The organism is Ignavibacteria bacterium, assembly GCA_025612375.1.
In the GTDB taxonomy this organism is placed as follows: domain Bacteria; phylum Bacteroidota; class Ignavibacteria; order Ignavibacteriales; family SURF-24; genus JAAXKN01.
Genome location: JAAXKN010000011.1, coordinates 21,593 through 41,402 on the forward strand (window position 1 = coordinate 21,593; position 19,810 = coordinate 41,402).

16 protein-coding genes are annotated in these 19,810 nt (G+C 45.7%); 8 read left to right on the top strand and 8 right to left on the bottom strand.

What is annotated here, in order from left to right:
* The 5 genes from HF312_09255 to HF312_09275 all read left to right on the top strand — a co-directional run.
* Positions 1-637, top strand: a 637-nt coding sequence (locus tag HF312_09255; GenBank protein ID MCU7520388.1) for an amidohydrolase family protein, incomplete at its 5' end; no start/stop codon positions are given.
* A gap of 32 nt (positions 638-669) precedes the next feature.
* Positions 670-1,506, top strand: coding sequence for a hypothetical protein (locus HF312_09260; GenBank protein MCU7520389.1), 837 nt, complete (start codon positions 670-672; stop codon positions 1,504-1,506).
* Complete coding sequence (locus HF312_09265) at positions 1,490-1,987, top strand: (2Fe-2S)-binding protein (GenBank protein MCU7520390.1); 498 nt, start codon at positions 1,490-1,492, stop codon at positions 1,985-1,987. Before HF312_09260 ends, HF312_09265 begins: the two co-directional genes overlap by 17 nt.
* Positions 1,972-4,287, top strand: a complete 2,316-nt coding sequence (locus HF312_09270; GenBank protein MCU7520391.1) for a molybdopterin-dependent oxidoreductase — start codon at positions 1,972-1,974, stop codon at positions 4,285-4,287. Before HF312_09265 ends, HF312_09270 begins: the two co-directional genes overlap by 16 nt.
* A gap of 40 nt (positions 4,288-4,327) precedes the next feature.
* Positions 4,328-5,746, top strand: a complete 1,419-nt coding sequence (locus tag HF312_09275) for an amidohydrolase family protein (GenBank protein MCU7520392.1) — start codon at positions 4,328-4,330, stop codon at positions 5,744-5,746.
* Positions 5,747-5,834: 88 nt separating this feature from the next.
* On the opposite strand, the gene HF312_09280 is transcribed toward HF312_09275, so the two are convergent.
* The 7 genes from HF312_09280 to HF312_09310 form a co-directional block, all read right to left on the bottom strand.
* Complete coding sequence (locus tag HF312_09280; GenBank protein MCU7520393.1) at positions 5,835-6,266, bottom strand: nuclear transport factor 2 family protein; 432 nt, start codon at positions 6,264-6,266, stop codon at positions 5,835-5,837.
* Positions 6,267-6,578: 312 nt separating this feature from the next.
* Positions 6,579-7,448, bottom strand: a complete 870-nt coding sequence (locus HF312_09285) for an XdhC family protein (protein MCU7520394.1) — start codon at positions 7,446-7,448, stop codon at positions 6,579-6,581.
* Positions 7,445-8,914 (bottom strand): pyridoxal-phosphate dependent enzyme, encoded by a 1,470-nt coding sequence (locus tag HF312_09290; GenBank protein ID MCU7520395.1) that lies wholly within the window; start codon positions 8,912-8,914, stop codon positions 7,445-7,447. Before HF312_09290 ends, HF312_09285 begins: the two co-directional genes overlap by 4 nt.
* Positions 8,915-8,947: 33 nt before the next feature.
* A complete protein-coding gene (locus HF312_09295) occupies positions 8,948-9,625 on the bottom strand; it encodes a nucleotidyltransferase family protein (protein MCU7520396.1) in 678 nt (225 codons plus the stop codon).
* Complete coding sequence (thrC, locus tag HF312_09300; protein MCU7520397.1) at positions 9,625-10,863, bottom strand: threonine synthase; 1,239 nt, start codon at positions 10,861-10,863, stop codon at positions 9,625-9,627. The genes HF312_09295 and thrC overlap by 1 nt, the downstream gene beginning before the upstream one ends.
* Before the next feature lie 45 nt (positions 10,864-10,908).
* The gene (locus tag HF312_09305) at positions 10,909-11,919 is read right to left on the bottom strand and encodes an ornithine carbamoyltransferase (protein MCU7520398.1); all 1,011 of its coding nucleotides are present in this window, start codon (positions 11,917-11,919) and stop codon (positions 10,909-10,911) included.
* Between the two features lie 36 nt (positions 11,920-11,955).
* The gene (locus HF312_09310) at positions 11,956-13,140 is read right to left on the bottom strand and encodes a YgeY family selenium metabolism-linked hydrolase (GenBank protein MCU7520399.1); all 1,185 of its coding nucleotides are present in this window, start codon (positions 13,138-13,140) and stop codon (positions 11,956-11,958) included.
* A 316-nt stretch (positions 13,141-13,456) separates the two neighbouring features.
* Here HF312_09310 and ygfK point away from each other — a divergent pair, with 316 nt between their 5' ends.
* The 3 genes from ygfK to HF312_09325 all read left to right on the top strand — a co-directional run bounded on the left by ygfK (position 13,457) and on the right by HF312_09325 (position 19,020).
* Positions 13,457-16,636, top strand: a complete 3,180-nt coding sequence (gene ygfK, locus HF312_09315) for a putative selenate reductase subunit YgfK (protein MCU7520400.1) — start codon at positions 13,457-13,459, stop codon at positions 16,634-16,636.
* A complete protein-coding gene (ssnA, locus tag HF312_09320; GenBank protein MCU7520401.1) occupies positions 16,633-17,955 on the top strand; it encodes a putative aminohydrolase SsnA in 1,323 nt (440 codons plus the stop codon). The genes ygfK and ssnA overlap by 4 nt, the downstream gene beginning before the upstream one ends.
* Before the next feature lie 75 nt (positions 17,956-18,030).
* Entirely contained in the window at positions 18,031-19,020 is a 990-nt protein-coding gene (locus tag HF312_09325; protein ID MCU7520402.1) for a DnaJ domain-containing protein, read from the top strand.
* 88 nt (positions 19,021-19,108) lie between these two features.
* On the opposite strand, the gene HF312_09330 is transcribed toward HF312_09325, so the two are convergent.
* A partial coding sequence (locus HF312_09330) for a T9SS type A sorting domain-containing protein (protein ID MCU7520403.1) occupies positions 19,109-19,810 on the bottom strand: 702 nt, incomplete at its 5' end.

Below are 19,810 nucleotides of genomic sequence, written 5' to 3' on the forward strand. Positions count from 1 at the left end.
CTGCAACGATATGTTCGGGAAAAACCCGCTTGCCGTAATGGAAGAGGTGGACTTCTTAGGCGAGGACGTTTTCTTTGCGCACGGGGTTTACTTTAATGACACGGAATTGGAAACGCTTGCCCGCACAAAGACTTCAATTGCGCACTGCCCTTCTTCAAATATGAGGCTTGGCTCCGGTGTGGCAAGAATTAAAGACATGCTAAGGCTCGGGATAAATGTGGGGCTTGCCGTTGACGGCTCGGCTTCAAACGATACTTCTGACATGCTGGGCGAGCTTAGGAATGCCCTGCTTCTGCAAAGAGTAAAGTATGGGGCTGATGCACTTACAAGCCGGGATGTATTTAAGATGGCAACCGTAAACGGCGCCCAAATGCTTAACTTCCCGAACACCGGAAAAATTAAAGAAGGGTATCTTGCTGACCTGGCAGTATTTAATTTGAACAAGCTTGAATATACGGGCAGCCTCTCGGATCCTCTGGCCGCGCTAATTTTCTCGGGCATCAGCCACGAGGCAAAATACACAATTGTAAACGGGAGAGTTGTTGTTGAAAACGGATGGCTTGTAGGAGAAGACGAAGAGTATCTGATGAAAAAAGGCAATGAGGCTTCAAGGAAGCTTTTAAGCAAGCTGAAATAAAAATTATTCACAAATTATAAAAGGCAAAGAGTATGCTGCCGGAAAATTTAGAATGGGAATTCCCCTCTTCAGCCGAAAAGGCGGCGCAGTTGATAAGGCGCCCCGGAACAGTTCTCCACGGAGGAGGAACAAGAATACTTAAGACATGCCCCGCAACGGTAAAGAGGCTTGTTGACACAGGAGCACTTGGGCTTAATTACATTAACTTTATCGACAACTCACACTATATCGGTTCTGGTGCAACATTCTCCGACATAGTAAAATACTCAAAAGCCGGTGGCAGGCTCACGCTTCTTGGAGAAGCCCTTTCACAGGCAGCCTCAACGCCTTTAAGAAACAGGATTACACTCGGGGGCTCTCTGAAGGATTTCCCAATATGGTCGAGCCTTTATGCACCATTAATTGCCCTGAAGGCAAGAGTTGAAATCCTTAGAAAAAAGCCCGAGATATATACATTAGAAGAATACGTCACTTCAGGCATAATAAAGACGCGCCACCTTATAAAGCACGTCATCATTGACGAGGAGGCCAACCTGGTCTCAGGAGTAAAGAAATTTTCAGTACTAAGGTTTGAATACCCCTTATTTACAGTTGCAGCAGGCCTAAATGTTAAAGGAGGTATTATAGAAGATGCCCGTCTTGTAATTACGGGTGTAAGAGGAAGGTTTAAGAGGTTCCTGAAGGCTGAGAAGATGTTAATTGGACATGCGCTAAACGACATGCCGGTTGAAAGCATAATCAAACAGATCGCTCCCGGCTTTACAAAAGACTACAGGTTCAGCGCTGGCTATAAGGATCATGCAGCGCGCATTTGCTTTATGGATCTTCTTAATGAATTAAAGGAGGTGCAAAATGAAAATTCCATTTAACATAAACTCCCGCGTAATTGACCTGGAATTAAAGCCCAATGAAACGCTTTTAAGTGTCTTAAGAAATAACGACTACACCGAGGTTAAATGCGGCTGCAACGAGGGCGAATGCGGCGCCTGCCTGGTTTTGCTCAACGACAAGCCGGTAAACTCATGCCAGGTGCTGGCGATGAGCGTAAGGGATAAAAAGATCAAAACCGTAAAAGGGATCGGCACAATTCACCTCCCACACCTGATACAGAAGGCTTTTGTTGAGGCAGGGGCCGACCAGTGCGGCTTCTGTTCTCCCGGTATGATAATAGCCTCATACAGCATTCTGAAGGAGACAGATAACAAGCCCACAAAAGAGGACATAAAGCGCGGCCTTGACGGAAACTTGTGCCGCTGTACGGGATACGTTAAAATTGTGGAAGCCGTTGAGAAGGCGGCAACGCTATCGGCTGAGGCCAAAACTCCGGAGGCAGTATGTTCAGATATGTAAACCAGGCGGCAGAAAAAGTTGACGGAATGGCACTTGTTACGGGTGAGGAAAAATATACCGACGACTTTAAGTATAAGGATATGCTTTATGTAGCCATTCTGCACTCCGGGTATGCCCACGCCAAAATTGAAGAGCTTGACGACAGTGAAGCACGCAAAATGGATGGGGTTATTGAAGTTCTTTCGTACAAGAATGCAGGCGGAATTCTTTATACTACGGCAGGACAGGGTTACCCCGAGCCGTCGCCTTACGACACGTGCCTTTTTAATGACGTCATGCGTTTTAATGGAGACAACGTGTGCGCCGTTGCGGCAGAGACAAAGGAAATTGCAGAAAAGGCACTTGGCAAAATAAAAGTAAAATACGGGGTTCTGGAGGCCCTGACAGATTTTGAGCAATCTGAATTTTCAGGCGTGGTAATTCATGACGGTGACGGCTCACACGCAAAAATTCCCGTTTACTATAATGCTTCTGAAAATGTGGCGGCAAAGGTGGAAGCCGAAGCCGGGGACTTTGAGAAAGCGTATGAAGCCTCGGCCAGAAAGCTTGAGGCCGCGTTCTACACGCCTTACGCCTCGCACTGCGCTCTGGAGCCGCACGCGGCGGTAACTTATCTGGACACTCGCGGGCGCCTTATAATCCGCTCCACCACACAGGTGCCTTTTCATGTAAGGAGGATTGTCTCTTCGGTCTGCGGTATCCCGATAGCAAAAATAAGGGTAATAAAGCCCAGGATAGGTGGAGGCTTCGGGGGTAAGCAGGAAGTTCTGCTTGAACCGATTGCGGCCTTAATTACATGGAGGACTAAGCGCCCGGCAAAAATCACATATTCAAGGCGTGAAGTCTTCAAGTCCACACGCACACGCCACCAGTACAGGACAATTTTTAAGGCTGGCTACGACCTGGATGGCAGGATAAATGCGCTTCACCTTGATGCACTGGAAAACTCAGGTGCCTACGGATCACATGCACTTACAGTACTGTCAAACGCCGGAAGCAAGACGCTCCCCCTTTTGAACAAGATTGAACACCTGAAGTTTACGGGAAAAGGGGTCTATACAAACCTTCCCTGCGGAGGGGCCTACAGGGGCTACGGGGCGACTGAGGCTTATTTCGGCCTGGGACAGATAGTAGACATGATCTGTGAGGATACAAAGACCGACATAATTGAATTTTATAAAAAGTGGACCATAAAGCCGGGCGAGACTTCCCCAATATTCCAGGCGCTGGGAGAAGGAAAAGAAGGCGTTGCAATGACAGTCGGGTCATCATCACTGGATGAATGCATCTCAATCGGGGTAAAGGAATCCCACTGGTATGAAAAAAAGAAGCTCTACTCGAAAGATTTTAACCAGGGGCGTTTCAAAAGAGGAATAGGGATGAGCGTCATGATGCAGGGAAGTGCCATACCCGAAGTTGATATGGCATCAGCCTATATGAAAATGAATGACGACGGGTCTTTTAACCTCCTGGTTGGGGCAACGGATCTTGGAACGGGCTCTGACACTATTCTCTCCCAGATAGCATGCGAGGTGCTGGATACCCCGATAAGCAAGATTATTGTTACTTCATCCGACACGGACTTTACGCCTTTTGATAAAGGGGCTTATGCATCCTCAACGACCTATCTTTCAGGGCAGGCGGTAAAAAAATGCGCCGAAGAAATCCGAAGGCAGATCTTAAAAACCGGAGCCGAGATATTAAACATTGAAGAGGATAACGCTATTATAAGCGACAGCTCGGTTGTCTCAAAAGACGGTTTATACAAAGCCACTTTTGAAGAAATATGCCGCTACAGCTACTACGGAAAAAACCAGTACCAGATACAGGCTGCAGCCTCACATACCTCGCCCAAGTCGCCTCCCCCATTTGCGGCGCATTTTGCGGAAATTGAGGTTGACACATTAACGGGAATAATCCGCGTTCTGAAGTATGTTGCCGCTGTGGACTGCGGGATACCTATTAACCCCACGCTTGCCGAGGGGCAGGCAGAGGGAGCAATAGTAAGCGGCCTTGCATACGCGCTTTTTGAAGATTATTATTTTTCCGAAAAAGGTAAGCTCTTAAATGATACCTTCGGAAAGTACGGCGTAATGACGGCCTCCGACATCCCTTCTATTGAAGTATTTCTTGTAAACTCATACGAGGAGACGGGGCCCTTTGGTGCAAAGTCAGTTTCCGAGATTAACATTAACGGGGCGCTTCCCTCGGTTGCAAATGCTTTTTATAACGCCACAGGCAGAAGACTTTTCAGGGCGCCATTTACGCCTGAAAGGGTCCTGGAGGCACTTGAAAACTGAATTTCTAATAATTAACTTGCCTGTTAAAGCCGGAGTAATTATGATATTAAAGAACTGCCTCATATACGACGAAATCACGCAAAGTGAAAGAGTTGTTGATATTCTTTTTACCGATAAGATTACGGGCTATGAAGAAGACATCTCGCGCATGATGCCGGGTGCAGAAGTCTACAGGCTGAAGGACCTTACGGAGGAGGATATAAGGAAGATCAATAATCGGCCGGAACGGTCCATCATTGATGCCGAAGGGATAATTGCAGTTCCGGGAGGGATTGATCCTCACGTGCACTTTGACACCCCGGGATTTACAGAAAGAGAAGATTTCCACCACGGCAGCATGTCTGCCGCAGCCGGTGGGATAACCACTGTAATTGACATGCCATGCACGTCACTTCCGCCGGTTACAAACGTGCATAATTTCGATCTGAAGATGGAGGCCGTGAGGACAGAATCGTGCGTGGATTATGCATTTAATGGCGGCGTGGACGCGTCTAGCTTTGAAAGCTGCGGCAGATCGATGTGCGAGCTTAAAGAGCGCGGCGTAAAAGGCTTTAAGGCATACTTTACCTCGGGGATGCAGACGTATCCCAGGGTAACGAAATACCAGTTCTTTAAGATAATGCAAAAGGCAAAGGAACTGGCGCTTCCTGTACTTCTGCACGCGGAAGATTATGAACTGATTAAAGAGATGGAAGGCGTATTAAAGGACAGGCCCGACGACTACATGAGGTACTACATGTCGAGGCCCGCAATGGCCGAAATACTTGCCGTTGCCAATGCCGTTGAAATAACAAGGGCCGTTCAGGGAAGCCTCCACGTTGTGCACGTAGGTTCGCAGGCTGCGGCCAGGATCATAAATGAGGTAAAGGACAAGCTTGACATAACTTATGAGACGTGCCCTCACTACCTCTTTTTTACTTACAGGGATTATGAAACCAAAGGCTCAAGCTTAAAGACCATGCCGGGCGTAAAGGATAAGATTGACAAAGAATGCCTCTGGCAGTACCTGAAGGACGGGAAGTGCTCTTTTGTTTCCTCAGATCATGCCCCGGCAAGCCTGAAGGAAAAAAGCTCGGGCTCTTTTCAAATGGACTACGGGGGGATTCCGGGCACACAGACACTTATTCCATCCATATTTTCAGAAGGTTTCATAAAAGGGCGCATAGACCTGAAAAGGTTTATTGAGGTTACTTCAAAAAATGCGGCCTTAAGGTTCGGGCTCTACCCCAAGAAGGGGTGCATACTTAAGGGTTCGGATGCAGACCTGACGCTCATTGACAAAAGTGAAGAGTGGACATTCAGGAAAGAGGACCTTCTTTCAAAGGGTGAAACCTCTCCGTTTTTTGGCGAGACCTTTAAGGGAAAAGTTATGCTTACAATATTAAGAGGCAGAATTATCTACGGCAGCAATGCAGGCATAACGGGAAAGAAGGGATACGGGAAGTATTTGGACAATTAAAAATTAAAAAGTAAAAATTAAAAAGTGAGGAAGAAAAAAATCCCGGCTTTTTTGGGGCCGGGATTTTTTATTGAAATCTTGTCAGAGCTTACTTCTTTTCAACCGTAAGAGCTGAATTTACGATCTTCCAGCTGCCGTTAACCTTCATAAGTGTAACATATTCAACCTGTTTTAATCTTGCGTCAGTAAGTTCAACCTTAGCAATAGCAAGGTTTTCGTTTACATCAACTGAATTGATTGTCAGGTTTCTTTCCCATCCGCCGATCTTGCCGGACTTTACAGAGCTGATATAATCAGATGCTGCATACTGGGCAAAGTTGTTGTTGATCTTATTGAGTGTTGTGATTGAGGCGTTTGTAGCCAGAAGCTGCTGGAGGTTAGAAACATTTTTGGTATCAATAGCTTTTTCATAACTTGTTACTGCCTGCTTAACTTCATCTTCTCCCGGCTGAGCTGCTGTCAGTGTAAAAGAAAGACATAGAACAGAAACAAATACGAGTAAAAAACGCTGGATCCTCATAATAACTCCAATTAATTTGTTTAATTTGTAAGACACAGAGGATCTGTTGATTCCGGATTTTGCAGAAAATTGGCTTAAGGAGACAAATGAAATTCGCTAAAAGCAACCGGAGAACTGAAAAACGCAGGAATAGCTGCTCCTAAGTCTATATAAGTAATAATAATTTAAGAACCACTTAAATATTTACTTTCGGCACAAAATCCGGGATAACAGACTGCCTCATTATTCCCTTTTATCAGTAATTAAGACGTTTAGTAAATAGATTTTGTTCCGTTAAATTATATAATTTTCCCGAAATTTTATAACAATTAATTATAAAAATTTACCGTAATCCAGCCTCAGGTGATTTACCTCTTTACCATGTTTAAGGGCCTGAATTTCGGACAAAATGCTCAGTGCAATTTCATCCGGGGTATTGCCCCCAAGGTCGAGGCCCACCGGTGCATAAAGGTTCCTGAAGTCAACGCCGCCGCCAAGTTCCTTGTTTACAAACGCCACGGCCTCCTTCACCTTACGTACTGAGCCGATGAGTCCGATATATTTCATACCGGGATAATTCCTATAAAGGTAATGAAGAACATTCATGTCATTTAAATGGTTATGTGTAACGATCAGTGCAAAGCCTTGCGTATTAACGTCAAAAGGAGCATTTGCCTCAGACGGCAGTTTCGGGAAATCGGTATAATGCTTTTCATTGTAACAGGTAGGGGGAACCTCACCTAAAATGTCCTCCCTGTTATCGAGCATAATGACGTTATAGTTTAATAATTTACCCATACGGGCTACAGCCTGCCCCACGTGCCCTGCGCCGAAAATGTAGAGCAGATTTGCAGGGTTGAAGACTTCATAGAAGAGCGTAACCTCGCCCCCGCAGAGCGAGGGAATCTCGATTTTCCCGTCTTCCCTGAGGTTTGTATTGCCGCCTTCTGACGCGGACTCTCTTAAGACGAGGGTTTCAGTTACAAAGTTTATTCTCAGGGCCATGAGCTCCCTGCCCCTTTTAATTGCGTAGAACTCCGGTCCCCCGCCTCCGATAGTACCCTTAATTCTCCCCTCTTCGCCTATCAGCATCTTAAAGCCCGGCTTTCCGGGAGAACTTCCGCGTGAGCTGATAATTGTAACAAGAACCGACGCTTTATTATCTTTTACTCTTTTCTGAAGCTCTTCTAAAACCTCTATCATATGCATGAAACCTCTTTGTTAAAATCTTCAATCAGGCGGTCAATTTCACCCGCCTGTCTTTTAATACTGTTCCAGTATTCCGGGTCGTTCCACTGAAGGTTAAGTTCATGGAGACTCTTATTCTGCTGCTCGACCCAGGTAAAATACTTCAAGTTATGGATTTTTTTCCTGTCGTAATAATTAAGCTCCTTAACGTATGAAATGTCCGCCGAGGGTGTTAAGTATGTGTCGAATGCCCTTGAGGCCTCTCTCAGCGTAAACTCCCCGTCTGAAGCTCTTAGCTCACGGATTCTGGAATTATAGAGATCAGATGAATCCGTCAGGACAGTAAAAATAATATCGTTTTCTGAAAGTTCATAGTACCGGGCTACTTTGACAGCCGAAATGAGGTTTGCAACGCCCGAAATACCCGCGAGTTTAAGCTTCAGGACGAGATCTGCAGGGATTCCCTCTCTGATCATGAATTCGCGCCCCAGGGGCTCGTTAAAGAGCCTGAAGAGGCTTATGCAGGCATTATCATCAACATCCACTACAAGGTCCGTATTGCGCACGTTATGAATCCAGGGGACGTGTTTATCCCCTATTCCCTCGATCCTGTGGCTTCCGAAGCCGTTCATCATGAGTGTGGGGCACTGGAGTGCTTCCGTTGCCGCAATTTTAACCGAAGGGTACATATCCTTCAGGCAGTCGCCAGCGGCAATTGTTCCGGCAGAGCCAGTTGAGGAGACAAAAGCCGCAATATTAAGCCTGCTGTTTTTTTTCTTCAGGAGCCCGTAAAGTTCGGAAATTGCGCTGCCCGTAACCTCATAATGCCAGAGGTAGTTGCCCGGCTCGTCAAACTGGTTAAATATAACGGCCTCGGGCCTTTCTTTTTTAATCTCCTTACATTTATCGAAAATCTCCTTAACGTTGCTTTCACTTCCCGGGGTTGCAATAACCTCTCCTGAGAGGTTTTTAAGCCAGTTAAAGCGTTCAATGCTCATTCCTTCGGGCAGAATTGCAATGGACTGGCAGCCAAGGAGGGCGGAGTTAAAGGCTCCTCCGCGGCAGTAATTTCCGGTGGACGGCCATACGGCTTTCTGCCATGTGGAGTCGAAGTTACCCGTTACGAGCTGCGGCACGAGGCATCCGAATGCTGCCCCCACCTTATGGGCGCCTATTGGGAACCACTTGCCTACAAGGGCTATAATTCTGGCCTTAACGCCTGTAAACTCCTCTGGGAACTCCAGGAAATTTACGCCTGAGAAAAGTCCCCCTTTTTCCTTGGGTTCATTTTTCCACGTGATGCGGAAAAGGTTAAGGGGATTTATATCCTTCATCGCGGTTTGCTTAAGAGACTCTTTGACCTTTTCAGGAACAGCCTCAGGGTTTTTCATCTGAAGAAATGAAGGGATAATAATATTTCTTTCCCTGCACCTTTGAATATTATTCCTGCGGGCCTTTTCATTTACTTCAAGGCTGATCATAGTGATACCCCCTTAGTGTAAGAATAACATTGTTTAAGAATATTTATAGCTGTTATCCAGGTATGAAAGAGCTTTTTCCAGATCCGTTTCGTCATCAATATCGAAGCATATCCCCTTGTCCTCAACAGGGCAAAGCTCAAAGCTGAATGGCCTGAGCACGTCCCTGAAAACGGCATCATTGTCGTTTTTTATTATCAGGTCCTTTACCCTGCCGCTTAAGAGAACAGGATGCCCTTTTTTCCAGCGCGTGCCTCCATCTTCAGTATTTATCAGAGCAGTAGGAAACAGTATATCATTTTCATTTTCAGATGAAAGTAAAGCTGAAAGTTTTTTATACGTATCAAGCCTAACAAAGGGCATATCCCCCGGCATAATAAAAATGCCGTCACAGATGTCATTTACCTCCTGAAGCCCCTTTTTGACAGAGGAGAACATTCCCTTCCGGAAATCCTCATTTTTAACAAGCCTGATCTTTCCCTTTTCAGGCCCCAGGGTGCGCGAGATTTGATCTATCAGTTCCGAGAGCTTTTCAATGCTGTATCCGCCTACAATAATTACCTCACTGCAAACTTCCAGCATCGGCCTTATTGTATAATAGAGGAGCGGGCGGCCTTTTATATTCAGTTCCATTTTCCAGGCATTCATTCTTGAAGAAAACCCGGCTGCAAGTATTACTCCCGACAACTTGTTCTTATTAGCTCCGGAAACCATTATATTAACAGACTTTCCATTAATCCAAGATTCTTAATTATGTAATTCAAATCGGGTTCAAAAACCCCGGGAAATTTAAGATTTTTTGAGGAAACTTCAATGTCCTTCAGGCCGTGTCCCGTAAGAGGTATGACAGAATTATCCGACGCAGAGATGTCGTCTTTCATTTTAATAAATCCCGCGAATGCGGCTGCCGAGGAAGGTTCTGCAAATATGCCTGAAGATTCAGAGACCATTTTCTGCGCATCCAGTATTTCGCTGTCGCCTACAAGCACCATCCTGCCATTTACGTCCTTAAGGTCTTTTACTGCAGTCCGGGCATTCCGGGCCACATTGACGGATATGGAATCTGCCGCAGTCTCAGCAATATAGTTCAGATCGTAAATATTTTCACAAAACGCCTTATAGATAAATGAGCTTTTCTCGGCCTGGACGCCGATAATACGGGGGATTTCTTCGATGAGGCCCAGGAATTTCATGTCCATAAATCCTTTAATTATGCCGCTAAGAATGACCCCGTCGCCAACCGGAAGGAAGACGTTGCTGAGGCGTCTTCCATGCATCTGTCTGACTATCTCAAAGGCAGCAGTTTTCTTCCCCTCTAGCGTCATCGGATTATAGGCAGTATTTCTGCTCAGGAAGCCCGTCATGGCCGAAAACCCGAGCGACAGGTCAAATGCATCGTCGTAAGAGCCTTTGACCGGAATAAGTGTGGCTCCGTACTGGAGGCACTGAATGAGCTTGGCCTTTGGTGCGCCGGAGGGAATAAAGACAAATACCTTCTGCCCTGCCTGGGCTGCAATGCCGGACATTGAGGAAGCCGCGTTGCCGGTTGAGGCAATAACGATTTTATTTTCGCCCCATTTTTTTGCAAGTGCCGAGACGAGGTATGATGCCCTGTCCTTATATGACCCCGTCGGGTTAGTGCCGTCAAATTTCAGGAAGATGTTATTTACGCCAAGTCTGTCTTCCAGGTTACGGGCTTTTACAAGGGGTGTATTCCCGACCGGAAACTCAGGGAAGAACTCCCTTTCCACGGGCAGGTAGTCAAAGATATCGAATTGATCCCCCGGGCTTTTTGAATTCCACAAATATTCAGGGAGCATAACCTTCAGGACGCCTTTTAGGGGTTTTCCCTTAAGGTCACCTTCCCGGCACTGGGAGCAGAGCATAATATCTCTGGAAATGGGGTACGTTCTGCCGCAGAGTGAGCAGATATAGTAAAAGCCGTCTTTCATTGTATGGACTCAAATAAATTTTATGTCATATCTCATGAATGTTTTTTACATCGTCAGTGCCATAATGGCTTTGGCGGTGTGGAGGCGGTTTTCGGCCTCGTCGTAAATGATTGAGATTTCCGGGTTATCCAGTATTTCATCTGTAACCTCGTGCCCGCGGTCTGCCGGAAGTGCGTGCATGAGCTTTACGCCTTTGGAGGCAAGCTTTATTCTTCTTTCGTCGCATATCCAGCTTTTGTATTTCATGAGGTTTTCCTTCATTTCCTTTTTGCATTCTTCCTCATTAAGGAGATAGTCTTCAACGCTGTAGCGCCCGAAGCCGCCCCAGTTCTTTGGAATCACTATATCGGCTCCTTCGAAAGCCTCGTCCATATTGTTTGTAAACCTGATGCTTCCGCCCCCGGCTTCTGCATTTTTACAGGCCTTTTCCATAATGTTTCTGCTCAGCGGGAACTCCTCCGGGTGCGCCACGGTTACATTAATTCCGTATCTGGGAAAAAGGAGCGCCTGAGTCTGCGGAACAGAAAGGGGTTTTGAGTGTGTATCGGCGTATGCCCATGAAACTGCAACCTTAAGCCCTTTGGTATTGCGCCCGAAGTGTTCGAATATTGTCATCAGGTCCGCCAGTCCCTGGAAGGGGTGGTAGACGTCATCCTGGAGCGACATAACGGGCACTGTTGCGTACCTTGCCATCACGTCAAGGTATTTCTTCCCCGTCCCGTAGAAGCAGTTGCGGCAGGCAATTCCGTGGCCCATTCGGGAGAGAATGATTGCGGTATCCTTTGCCGACTCTCCGTGTGAGATCTGCATTTTGTCTGCCGTAAGGTCGTGTGCGTGGCCGCCCAGCTGTGTCATACCGGCTTCCATGGAGTTGCGCGTTCGGGTTGATTGTTCAAAGAATATGTTGAACAGTGTTTTATCCTGAAGGAACCTGTGTGCCTGGCCGCGGGCGAACATTTTCTTTAAGTCGAATGCGGTCTCAAAAGCAGTATCAAGTTCCTGCCTTGTCCAGTCATCGTCACTCAGGAAATGCTTTCTGAAAAGATTGGAAACCATAATTGCTCCCGGATTACTTTTACATATATGAATGCCTTACACTTTAGCCGGCAGATAAGCATAAAATGCAGACGCCTTAAACAGGTCCTCAAGCGCGACCTTTTCATCAGGGGCGTGGGCCATTACCTCATTGCCGGGGCCGAAGCCGAGGACAGGAATTCCGTAGATCCCGTTAATAACGACGCCGTTTGTAGAGAAAGTCCACTTGTCAACCGTGGGCTCTAAATTAAAGAGTTCACAGAAGACTTCTTTTCCCTTTTGTATCAAAGGGTGGTCCTCTTCAAGCTTCCAGGTCGGGTAGTATTTTTCCATTCCGTATTCCAGGCCCGTATAAGCCTTCTCTTTATACTGTAGCACCTCAGCCTTTGCGTTCATATCCATTATGAGTTCCTCTATCTCACTAAGTGCCACCTGACGGTCTTCACCCCAGGTGAGCCTTCTGTCCAGGTGAATTTTGCTATAGTCTGCTACAGCGCACAGTGAAGGGCTTGATGAGACAAACTCAGTAACGCTAAGAGAGCCTTTTCCCAGAAAGCCGTCTCCGGTAAGGAATTTATTCAGGAATTCAACTTTAAGGGCTGTTCTTGAGCCCATATAGATTGCGTTTATTCCCCTTTCCGGGGCGCTTCCGTGTGAAGAGAGGCCGTGGAAAGTAATTTCAATTTCCATTCGTCCTCTTTGACCGCGGTATATATTGAGGTTTGTGGGTTCAGTTACGACAACAAAATCAGGTTTTATTTTGTCTTCCTCAATTATGTATTTCCAGCACAGACCGTCGCAGTCCTCCTCCATAACCGAACCCGTAAAATAAATTGTTTTACCTTCTGACAGACCCAGTTCCTTAATGATTCTTCCCGCGGTAACGAAGGCTGCGGCGCCTCCTTTCTGGTCGACTGTGCCCCGGCCGTGGACAAACCCGTTTTTAATTTCGCCGCCGAAGGGATCAAAGTGCCAGTTAGAAAGACTGCCGGTATCAACCGTATCGATATGGGCATCAAAGGCGAGTACATGGCTGCCGGAGCCGATCCTTCCGATAACGTTTCCGAGGCCGTCGGTTTTAACTTCGTCAAAGCCTGCCTCAGTCATCATTCTTTGAAGTTCGAGGGCAGCAGATTCTTCCTTTGTGCTTAGAGATTTACATCTCACTAATTTTGAAAGGTTCTCTGCAGTATACTCCTGATATCTTAAGGCGCGTTCGAAAATCCTTTTTGCAAGTTCCATATATAATCCTTTTATGGTTTTATACTGACCGGCATTATCTAAAGGAAGTTTTCTAAAAATGATCTGTTATATTAAAAATATTAAAGCCATTGATATCATTTTACCCGCAATAACTGATAATCATTTCAGGTGTAACCTGAAAAATATAAGTTTTTTCTTTAATAGCAACTCTCCGGGCGAAGAAAATTTAAGCCGGGTTTATTTTAAAAAATCTTTTTATATTGTCTATTACTTTCCGTTCTGACCGAAGATTTCAGCCGGCTTATTTCTCAGTCATTAAATGCTCTTTAGTTGAATATTTTCAAGGAGCCTGATTATGTCCGAATGCATGAAGCCCGTTGCCCTGAAGGATCAGCTTGAATGGATTTTGGGCGAATACGTTTATGATAAGTCCATTTTCGGAATACCTGAAGAGAAATTCTTTTACAAGAGGAATGTTTCTTCAGCAAGTATTTTCAGTCAGAGGCTGGACCTCCCTCTAGGCCCTGCTGCAGGCCCCCATACACAGATGTCGCAGAACCTTGCCGCAGCTTTTCTTTGCGGCGCAAGATTCTTTGAGCTTAAAACCGTTCAGAGGCTGGACAATATAAAGGTGACGAAGCCCTGTATTGATGCCGAGGATGAAGCCTATAACGTGGAGTGGTCGCAGGAATTATGCCTTAAGGATTCATACGGGGAATACCTGAAGGGCTGGTTCCTGATTCATTTTCTAAATGCCGCATTCGGATTTTCAGACATATCACAGAAAACGTTCATTTTCAACATGAGCGTGGGTTATGATCTTGAAGGAATTATGTCTGATGAAATGGACGGATTTATTGAGGGCCTGAAAGATGCCTCTAAAGACGATCTTTTTGATGAATACAGAAATACAGTTCTCCTGCTTACTCAGAGCAGGCCGTTCCGGGCTTTCAGTGACTCCATTAAAAATAACGGCTCGTGGAAACTTACAGAAAGAATAATAAACCATTTTGAAAACATCTCCTCAAAAGTCTCTGACTCGGTTACACTTTCCACCATGCACGGATGCCCTCCGGGCGAAATAAAAAGGATAGCTAAATACCTCATAAAGGAAAAGGAGCTTAATACATTTATCAAGATGAACCCGACGCTCTTGGGATACGGAAGAGTTGAAGAAATCCTTAATTCCCCATCGCGCAGATTTTCACTGGATAAAAGTTCTTTTGAACATGACCTGGGCTTTTCTGAGGCCGTAAGCTTAATCAAGAGCTTAAAATCATTTTCAGAAGATTCAGGCAGGACCTTCGGCATAAAGCTATCCAATACGCTTCCGGTAGATAACAATAAACACAGATTTAATGAAAGCCGGATGTACATGTCGGGTAGAACGCTGTTCCCCCTTACAATGAATCTTGCGTATATACTGGCTAATGAGTTTTGTGGCAGGATAAATATATCCTTTTCGGGAGGAGCAGCAGCCAGAAATGTATTACCAATACTTGAAGCCGGAATTTATCCTGTTACACTGGTAACAGACCTCTTAAAGCCCGGCGGATACATGCGCCTTAAACAGATGGCGGACATAATAGAAGACAGCAGCCTGCTTAGTGTTCCCATAAAAGAGGTGCTGGATATAAAAAAATTAAAAGTGCTGGCAGATGAATCATTAGTTAATCCTGAATACAGCAAATCAAAAAAAAGCGTTTGGGCGCCCAAAGTTACCTCAAAACTAAAAATGTTTGACTGCTTCGTCTCACCCTGCGCTGAGGCCTGCCCGGTTAACCAGGACATTCCGGAATACATAAGGATTATTAAAGAAGGCAGCTACGGCAAGGCTTTTGAGCTCATAGTAAGGAAAAATCCTCTTCCTAACATTACGGGATATATCTGCGACCACAGCTGCATGCTGAACTGCGAAAGGCGCCTCTACGATGAACCCGTTCAGATAAGAGAGCTGAAGAAGTCTGCCGCTGAAAAAGGGTATATAGAGTATTTGGAAGAAGCCAGGGGGAAGTTAACGTTAAAGCCGAACGGGATTAAGGCAGCCGTAATAGGCGCCGGGCCGGCGGGCCTTTCGGCAGCATATTTCCTCCGGAAGGCAGGCTTTGAGGTCACGGTTTTTGAGGCAAGCGCAAAAGCCGGCGGAACAGTAAGGTGCGCAATCCCTAACTTCAGGATTCCGCAAAGTGCAATAGATAAAGACGTTGAGTTTGTAAGAAGGCACGGAGTTAAATTTGTTTTCAACGCGGATGAAAATTTCTCAATCAGGAAATTAAAAGACGAAGGTTTCATATATATATACGTTGCCATAGGAGCTTCCCTCTCAGCCGGGCATGGCATCATAGGAAACGGAAGGATTTTTAATGCAATTGAGTTTTTAAGGTCATTTAATGCAGGCACAAGGCTTCCGCTCGGCAGGACTATAGCTGTAATCGGCGGAGGCAATTCAGCGATGGATTCTGCAAGGGCCGCAAGAAAGGTGGAAGGAGTTGAAAAAGTAATTATTGTTTACCGCAGGACAATGGAATTCATGCCGGCCGATAAAGAGGAGCTTGAGGCAGCCTTAAGCGAAGGGATAACAGTTAAGGAACTCCTCCTGCCTTTAGAGTTTAAGGGCAACATTCTCAAATGCCAGGTAATGGAACTCTCACAGCCCGGGGCTGACGGGCGCATGGGAATAAAAGCTGTAAAGGGTTCTTTTGAGGAGATTGAAGCTGAGAGCGTCATTTCAGCAATTGGAGAGCATACGGACTATGAAATACTGAGGAGAAACAATTTAATTGGAGATGAAGCCCATAGCCCGGGCGTCAACAATGCTTCAAACGAGACAAGGCTTGAAAATGTATTTACCGGCGGGGACACTCTAAGAGGCCCTTCAAGCGTAATAAATGCGATTTCTGACGGAAAGAAAACGGCGGAATACATAATTAAAAAAGAAGGGATACTGTCTCTGGAAGACCCTGCAAGAAGGGACACAGATTTATCCGGAATCATAGAGCTCAGAGGAAATACAAGCACTGGCAGTCCGGAATCCGACAAGGAGGAAGCCGGCAGATGCCTTAGCTGCAATCTGCTCTGCGGCATATGTGCTGAGGTATGCCCCAACCGTGCCAATGCCAGGATATTAACTGAAGACGCGGGCCTCTTCCGGGATAAGTATCAGATACTTCACATAGACAGCCTTTGCAACAGCTGCGGCAACTGTGAAACCTTCTGTCCCCATGAAGGTGCTCCATATAAAGATAAGCTCACACTCTTTTATGATGAAAAGTCTTTTAATGAAAGCCGGAACAGCGGGTTCTTCCTTGATCTATCAAATCCCGGGGCTTCAGCCGCAGCAAGATATAAAGGTGAGACAGGGCTTATAATGCTGGACAGATCCGGTGAAGTAATCTGCACTTCATTTGAAGAAAACCTGCAGGATGAGGCATTTCATCGGTTCATAAGAACCATAGTGCTGATAATTAAAAACTACAGGTATCTTATACCCGGCAGCCCGATGAAGGATCTATTCCCGGGAGGGCATCAGAGATGATAATACTGAAAAATGCAAACGTAATAAACCTTTATCCCCCGCAGGTGGAGAACAATCTGGACGTGGTGATTAAAGGCAATAAGGTAGCCTCAAAAGGGCACTACACACAGCAGGAAACCCGGGACGTAAAAGTAATTGACTGCAGCGGGAAATACGTATGCCCCGGTCTTGTATGCTCGCACAATCACTTTTATTCCGTGCTGGCAAGAGGCATTTTAGCCGGTATCAGGCCATCAAAGGATTTTACAGGCATACTTAAAAACCTCTGGTGGAAGCTTGACGGCGCCCTGGATAAAGAATCGCTATACTACAGCGGGATTACAGGAGCGCTGGAGGCCATAAAATGCGGCACCACGGCAGTAATTGATCACAATGCCTCGCCGTCATTTATTAAGGGCTCCCTTTCCACGCTTATGAGCTGTTTTATGGAGGCGGGACTCAGGGGCATTTTGTGCTATGAGGTTACAGACAGAAACGGAAAGCCCGGGGCTTTAGAAGGCCTGGAAGAGTCGGTTGAATTTATAGAAAGCCTTGACTGCGGGGGACTTCAGGATAAAGAAGGCAGGCTAATTGAGGGCGCAATCGGGGCACATGCACTCTTTACACTGAGCAATGAAACCTTAAAGATGCTTCAAGAGGCTGTCAGCAGGACAAACAGAGGCATTCACATTCATGCAGCCGAGGACGGATTTGACTCTTCGTATTCGCACTGCTATTATGATCTTGACATAGCCGAACGCCTTGAGAGTTTCGGGCTTCTTAACGAAAAGGCAATCCTGGCTCACGGAGTGCACCTTAATAAAAGTGAATTGGAACTAATAAATAAGCATAACTCTTTTCTTGTGCACAACCCGCGGTCAAACATGAATAACTCAGTTGGTTATTCAGACAAACTGAACCTTATAGATAACCTCGCACTGGGCACTGACGGCATAGGATCCGATATGCTGGAAGAGCTGAAAATGGGGTTCTTCAAAAGCTCGGATGCAAAGTCACCCCTGACAATAAACCGTCTTCTTCAGGCCCTGCAGAATGGAAACCTTATTCTGGAAAGGTACTTCGGCAGTTATTTCGGCAAGGTTGAACAAGGCTTTACCGCGGACCTTGTTATTTTTAATTACGACTCTCCTACACCTGTAGTCTCAGATAATCTTGCCGGGCACCTCATCTACGGGCTTTCCTCAGACAATGTGGAAACGGTGATAATTAACGGGCAGATTGTGCTGGAATCGGGAGAATTCCCTTTCGAGACAAGCCTGATTTATGAAAAAGCCCGGAATCATGCCTCAAGGCTCTGGGAGAGGATAAAGGCTGTATGAACCATTTTACAGGTGACCTTTTTTATTTCTTAAAGTATTACTAAATTCATTCTTTCAAAATTAATACTTTATTAAATGGGTGACATTTCCAAGTTAAGAGATGCAGCTGACCTCCTGTTCAGCATGGACAGATACGAAGAGGCCTTTGACATATACGATGAAGTTTATTCCCAGATCTGGAGCGCTCTGGCTTCAGTTCAAAGCGGGCTTTCGGATTTCTCATTCAGCTATCTTACTCACAATATACGCCAGGCAATCGAGTTCAAGAATCATTTCTGGACGCCTGCCGTAAATACCGTATTCCTTAAGTGGTTTAATCTGGATATTGACCAGACTCTGAATGAATTTATCTTTTCAGCCTCGGGGCGCCTGCAGTGCATCTGTCTTTCCAATGCACTCATTGAAAAGCAGCCCGCGGGTAGTGTAATTACAGACTACCTGATCCTTTATAACCTGATACTCCACGCGGCAGACGACAAGTGGATAACGCATGTTTTTAAGATTGCAACTCCTGTTGCAGACTCTAACCGCCTGAAGAAAATAAGGCTTAATCTCGCACCGGTAGCAGCCGATAAGCTCCTCGTGCAGTCGGCTGAAAAGCTAAGGCTGACAGACTGGAACAACCTTAATCTCACTATACTCGATTACCTGGATAAAACGACGGGAAAAAGCGAACTCTACCGCGCCATTTTCAGCGCTGCGGGCTCAAGCAAGGAGAAGTGGAAAAAACACAGCAGGAATGACAAAAAGAAGGGAAAGTCTGAAAAAAGCGAAAAAACAGCCTCCTCTGAAGAAAGTTACTCCTCCGGAAATAAAAAGGAAGAATACCAGTTCAGTTTTTCTGATTCCACAGATGAAGAAAAGACGCGGTATTTCGGCGCAATTCTTGGCCTGAGGGGAAAGGTAACCAAGTCTGAAATAAGGAAAAGATACATTGATGAAATGGCAAAATACCATCCAGACAAAGTGGCAAGCCTGGGAGAGGAACTAATTGAACTGGCGGAAAGGAAAACCAAGGAAATCAATGCCGCATACGACTGGCTTAGAATAAGATTTAATTTATAAGAATCGGCTCTTTAACAAAAGAAAAAGCCTTAACAGATATGTTCTAACTGTTAAGGCTTTTTTTGTTTAACTTACTTTTCAGAGCGTGTTACTTCACGAGCATCATTTTTCTGTTCTGGACGAAGTTGTTCGTCTTCAGTTCATATACGTACATGCCGCTTGTAAGATTTGTCCCGTCGAAAGTTACCTCATAGCTGCCCGGTGCCTTCTGCTCGTTGACCAGTGTTGCCACTTCTTTGCCCAGTATGTCGAACACCTTGAGAGTTACCATCGAGTTCTGGGGAATGGTATAGCTGATCTTTGTCGATGGATTGAAAGGATTAGGATAGTTCTGATCCAGCTTGTAGTCTCCCGGTGCTGTTGATTTTACGGTCTCAACTCCTGTAGTTGTAGTTCCATTGAGCTTCAGTATCTCGTCTATAATCTGGCTTCTTGTCTGATCCATATCTTTTGCAGGGTCTATGCTGTTGACGAAAGCCTCGGCTTCAGTAACGTCTTTTCCTGCTTTTTTGAGTGCGTCTATTTTGTTTAAGAGGGTTGACAAGTATCTCACGTCATCAACACCTTCACGGAAGCCGTCCCACTCGATTGTTCCGATAATACCGTTGCTGGTAGCATACGTGAAAGTTTCCTCACGGTAGCGTGAGTTATCAAAGTCATTCCACTCGCTGTTATAGAATTTCTGGTAAGCGTAATCCATACAGCCGTCGTAACCTGCTTTCCAGAGAGAAAGACCGAAGTTTCTTCTGTAGAGTTCCGGGTTTTCCTGTCCTACCTGGGGGTTGGAATA

Coding starts and splice junctions, on each gene's coding strand:
- HF312_09260 (MCU7520389.1), top strand. CDS start 670: ATGCTGCCGGAAAATTTAGAATGGGAATTCCCCTCTTCAGCCGAAAAG.
- HF312_09265 (MCU7520390.1), top strand. CDS start 1,490: ATGAAAATTCCATTTAACATAAACTCCCGCGTAATTGACCTGGAATTA.
- HF312_09270 (MCU7520391.1), top strand. CDS start 1,972: ATGTTCAGATATGTAAACCAGGCGGCAGAAAAAGTTGACGGAATGGCA.
- HF312_09275 (MCU7520392.1), top strand. CDS start 4,328: ATGATATTAAAGAACTGCCTCATATACGACGAAATCACGCAAAGTGAA.
- HF312_09280 (MCU7520393.1), bottom strand. CDS start 6,266: ATGAGGATCCAGCGTTTTTTACTCGTATTTGTTTCTGTTCTATGTCTT.
- HF312_09285 (MCU7520394.1), bottom strand. CDS start 7,448: ATGATAGAGGTTTTAGAAGAGCTTCAGAAAAGAGTAAAAGATAATAAA.
- HF312_09290 (MCU7520395.1), bottom strand. CDS start 8,914: ATGATCAGCCTTGAAGTAAATGAAAAGGCCCGCAGGAATAATATTCAA.
- HF312_09295 (MCU7520396.1), bottom strand. CDS start 9,625: ATGGTTTCCGGAGCTAATAAGAACAAGTTGTCGGGAGTAATACTTGCA.
- thrC (MCU7520397.1), bottom strand. CDS start 10,863: ATGAAAGACGGCTTTTACTATATCTGCTCACTCTGCGGCAGAACGTAC.
- HF312_09305 (MCU7520398.1), bottom strand. CDS start 11,919: ATGGTTTCCAATCTTTTCAGAAAGCATTTCCTGAGTGACGATGACTGG.
- HF312_09310 (MCU7520399.1), bottom strand. CDS start 13,140: ATGGAACTTGCAAAAAGGATTTTCGAACGCGCCTTAAGATATCAGGAG.
- ygfK (MCU7520400.1), top strand. CDS start 13,457: ATGTCCGAATGCATGAAGCCCGTTGCCCTGAAGGATCAGCTTGAATGG.
- ssnA (MCU7520401.1), top strand. CDS start 16,633: ATGATAATACTGAAAAATGCAAACGTAATAAACCTTTATCCCCCGCAG.
- HF312_09325 (MCU7520402.1), top strand. CDS start 18,031: ATGGGTGACATTTCCAAGTTAAGAGATGCAGCTGACCTCCTGTTCAGC.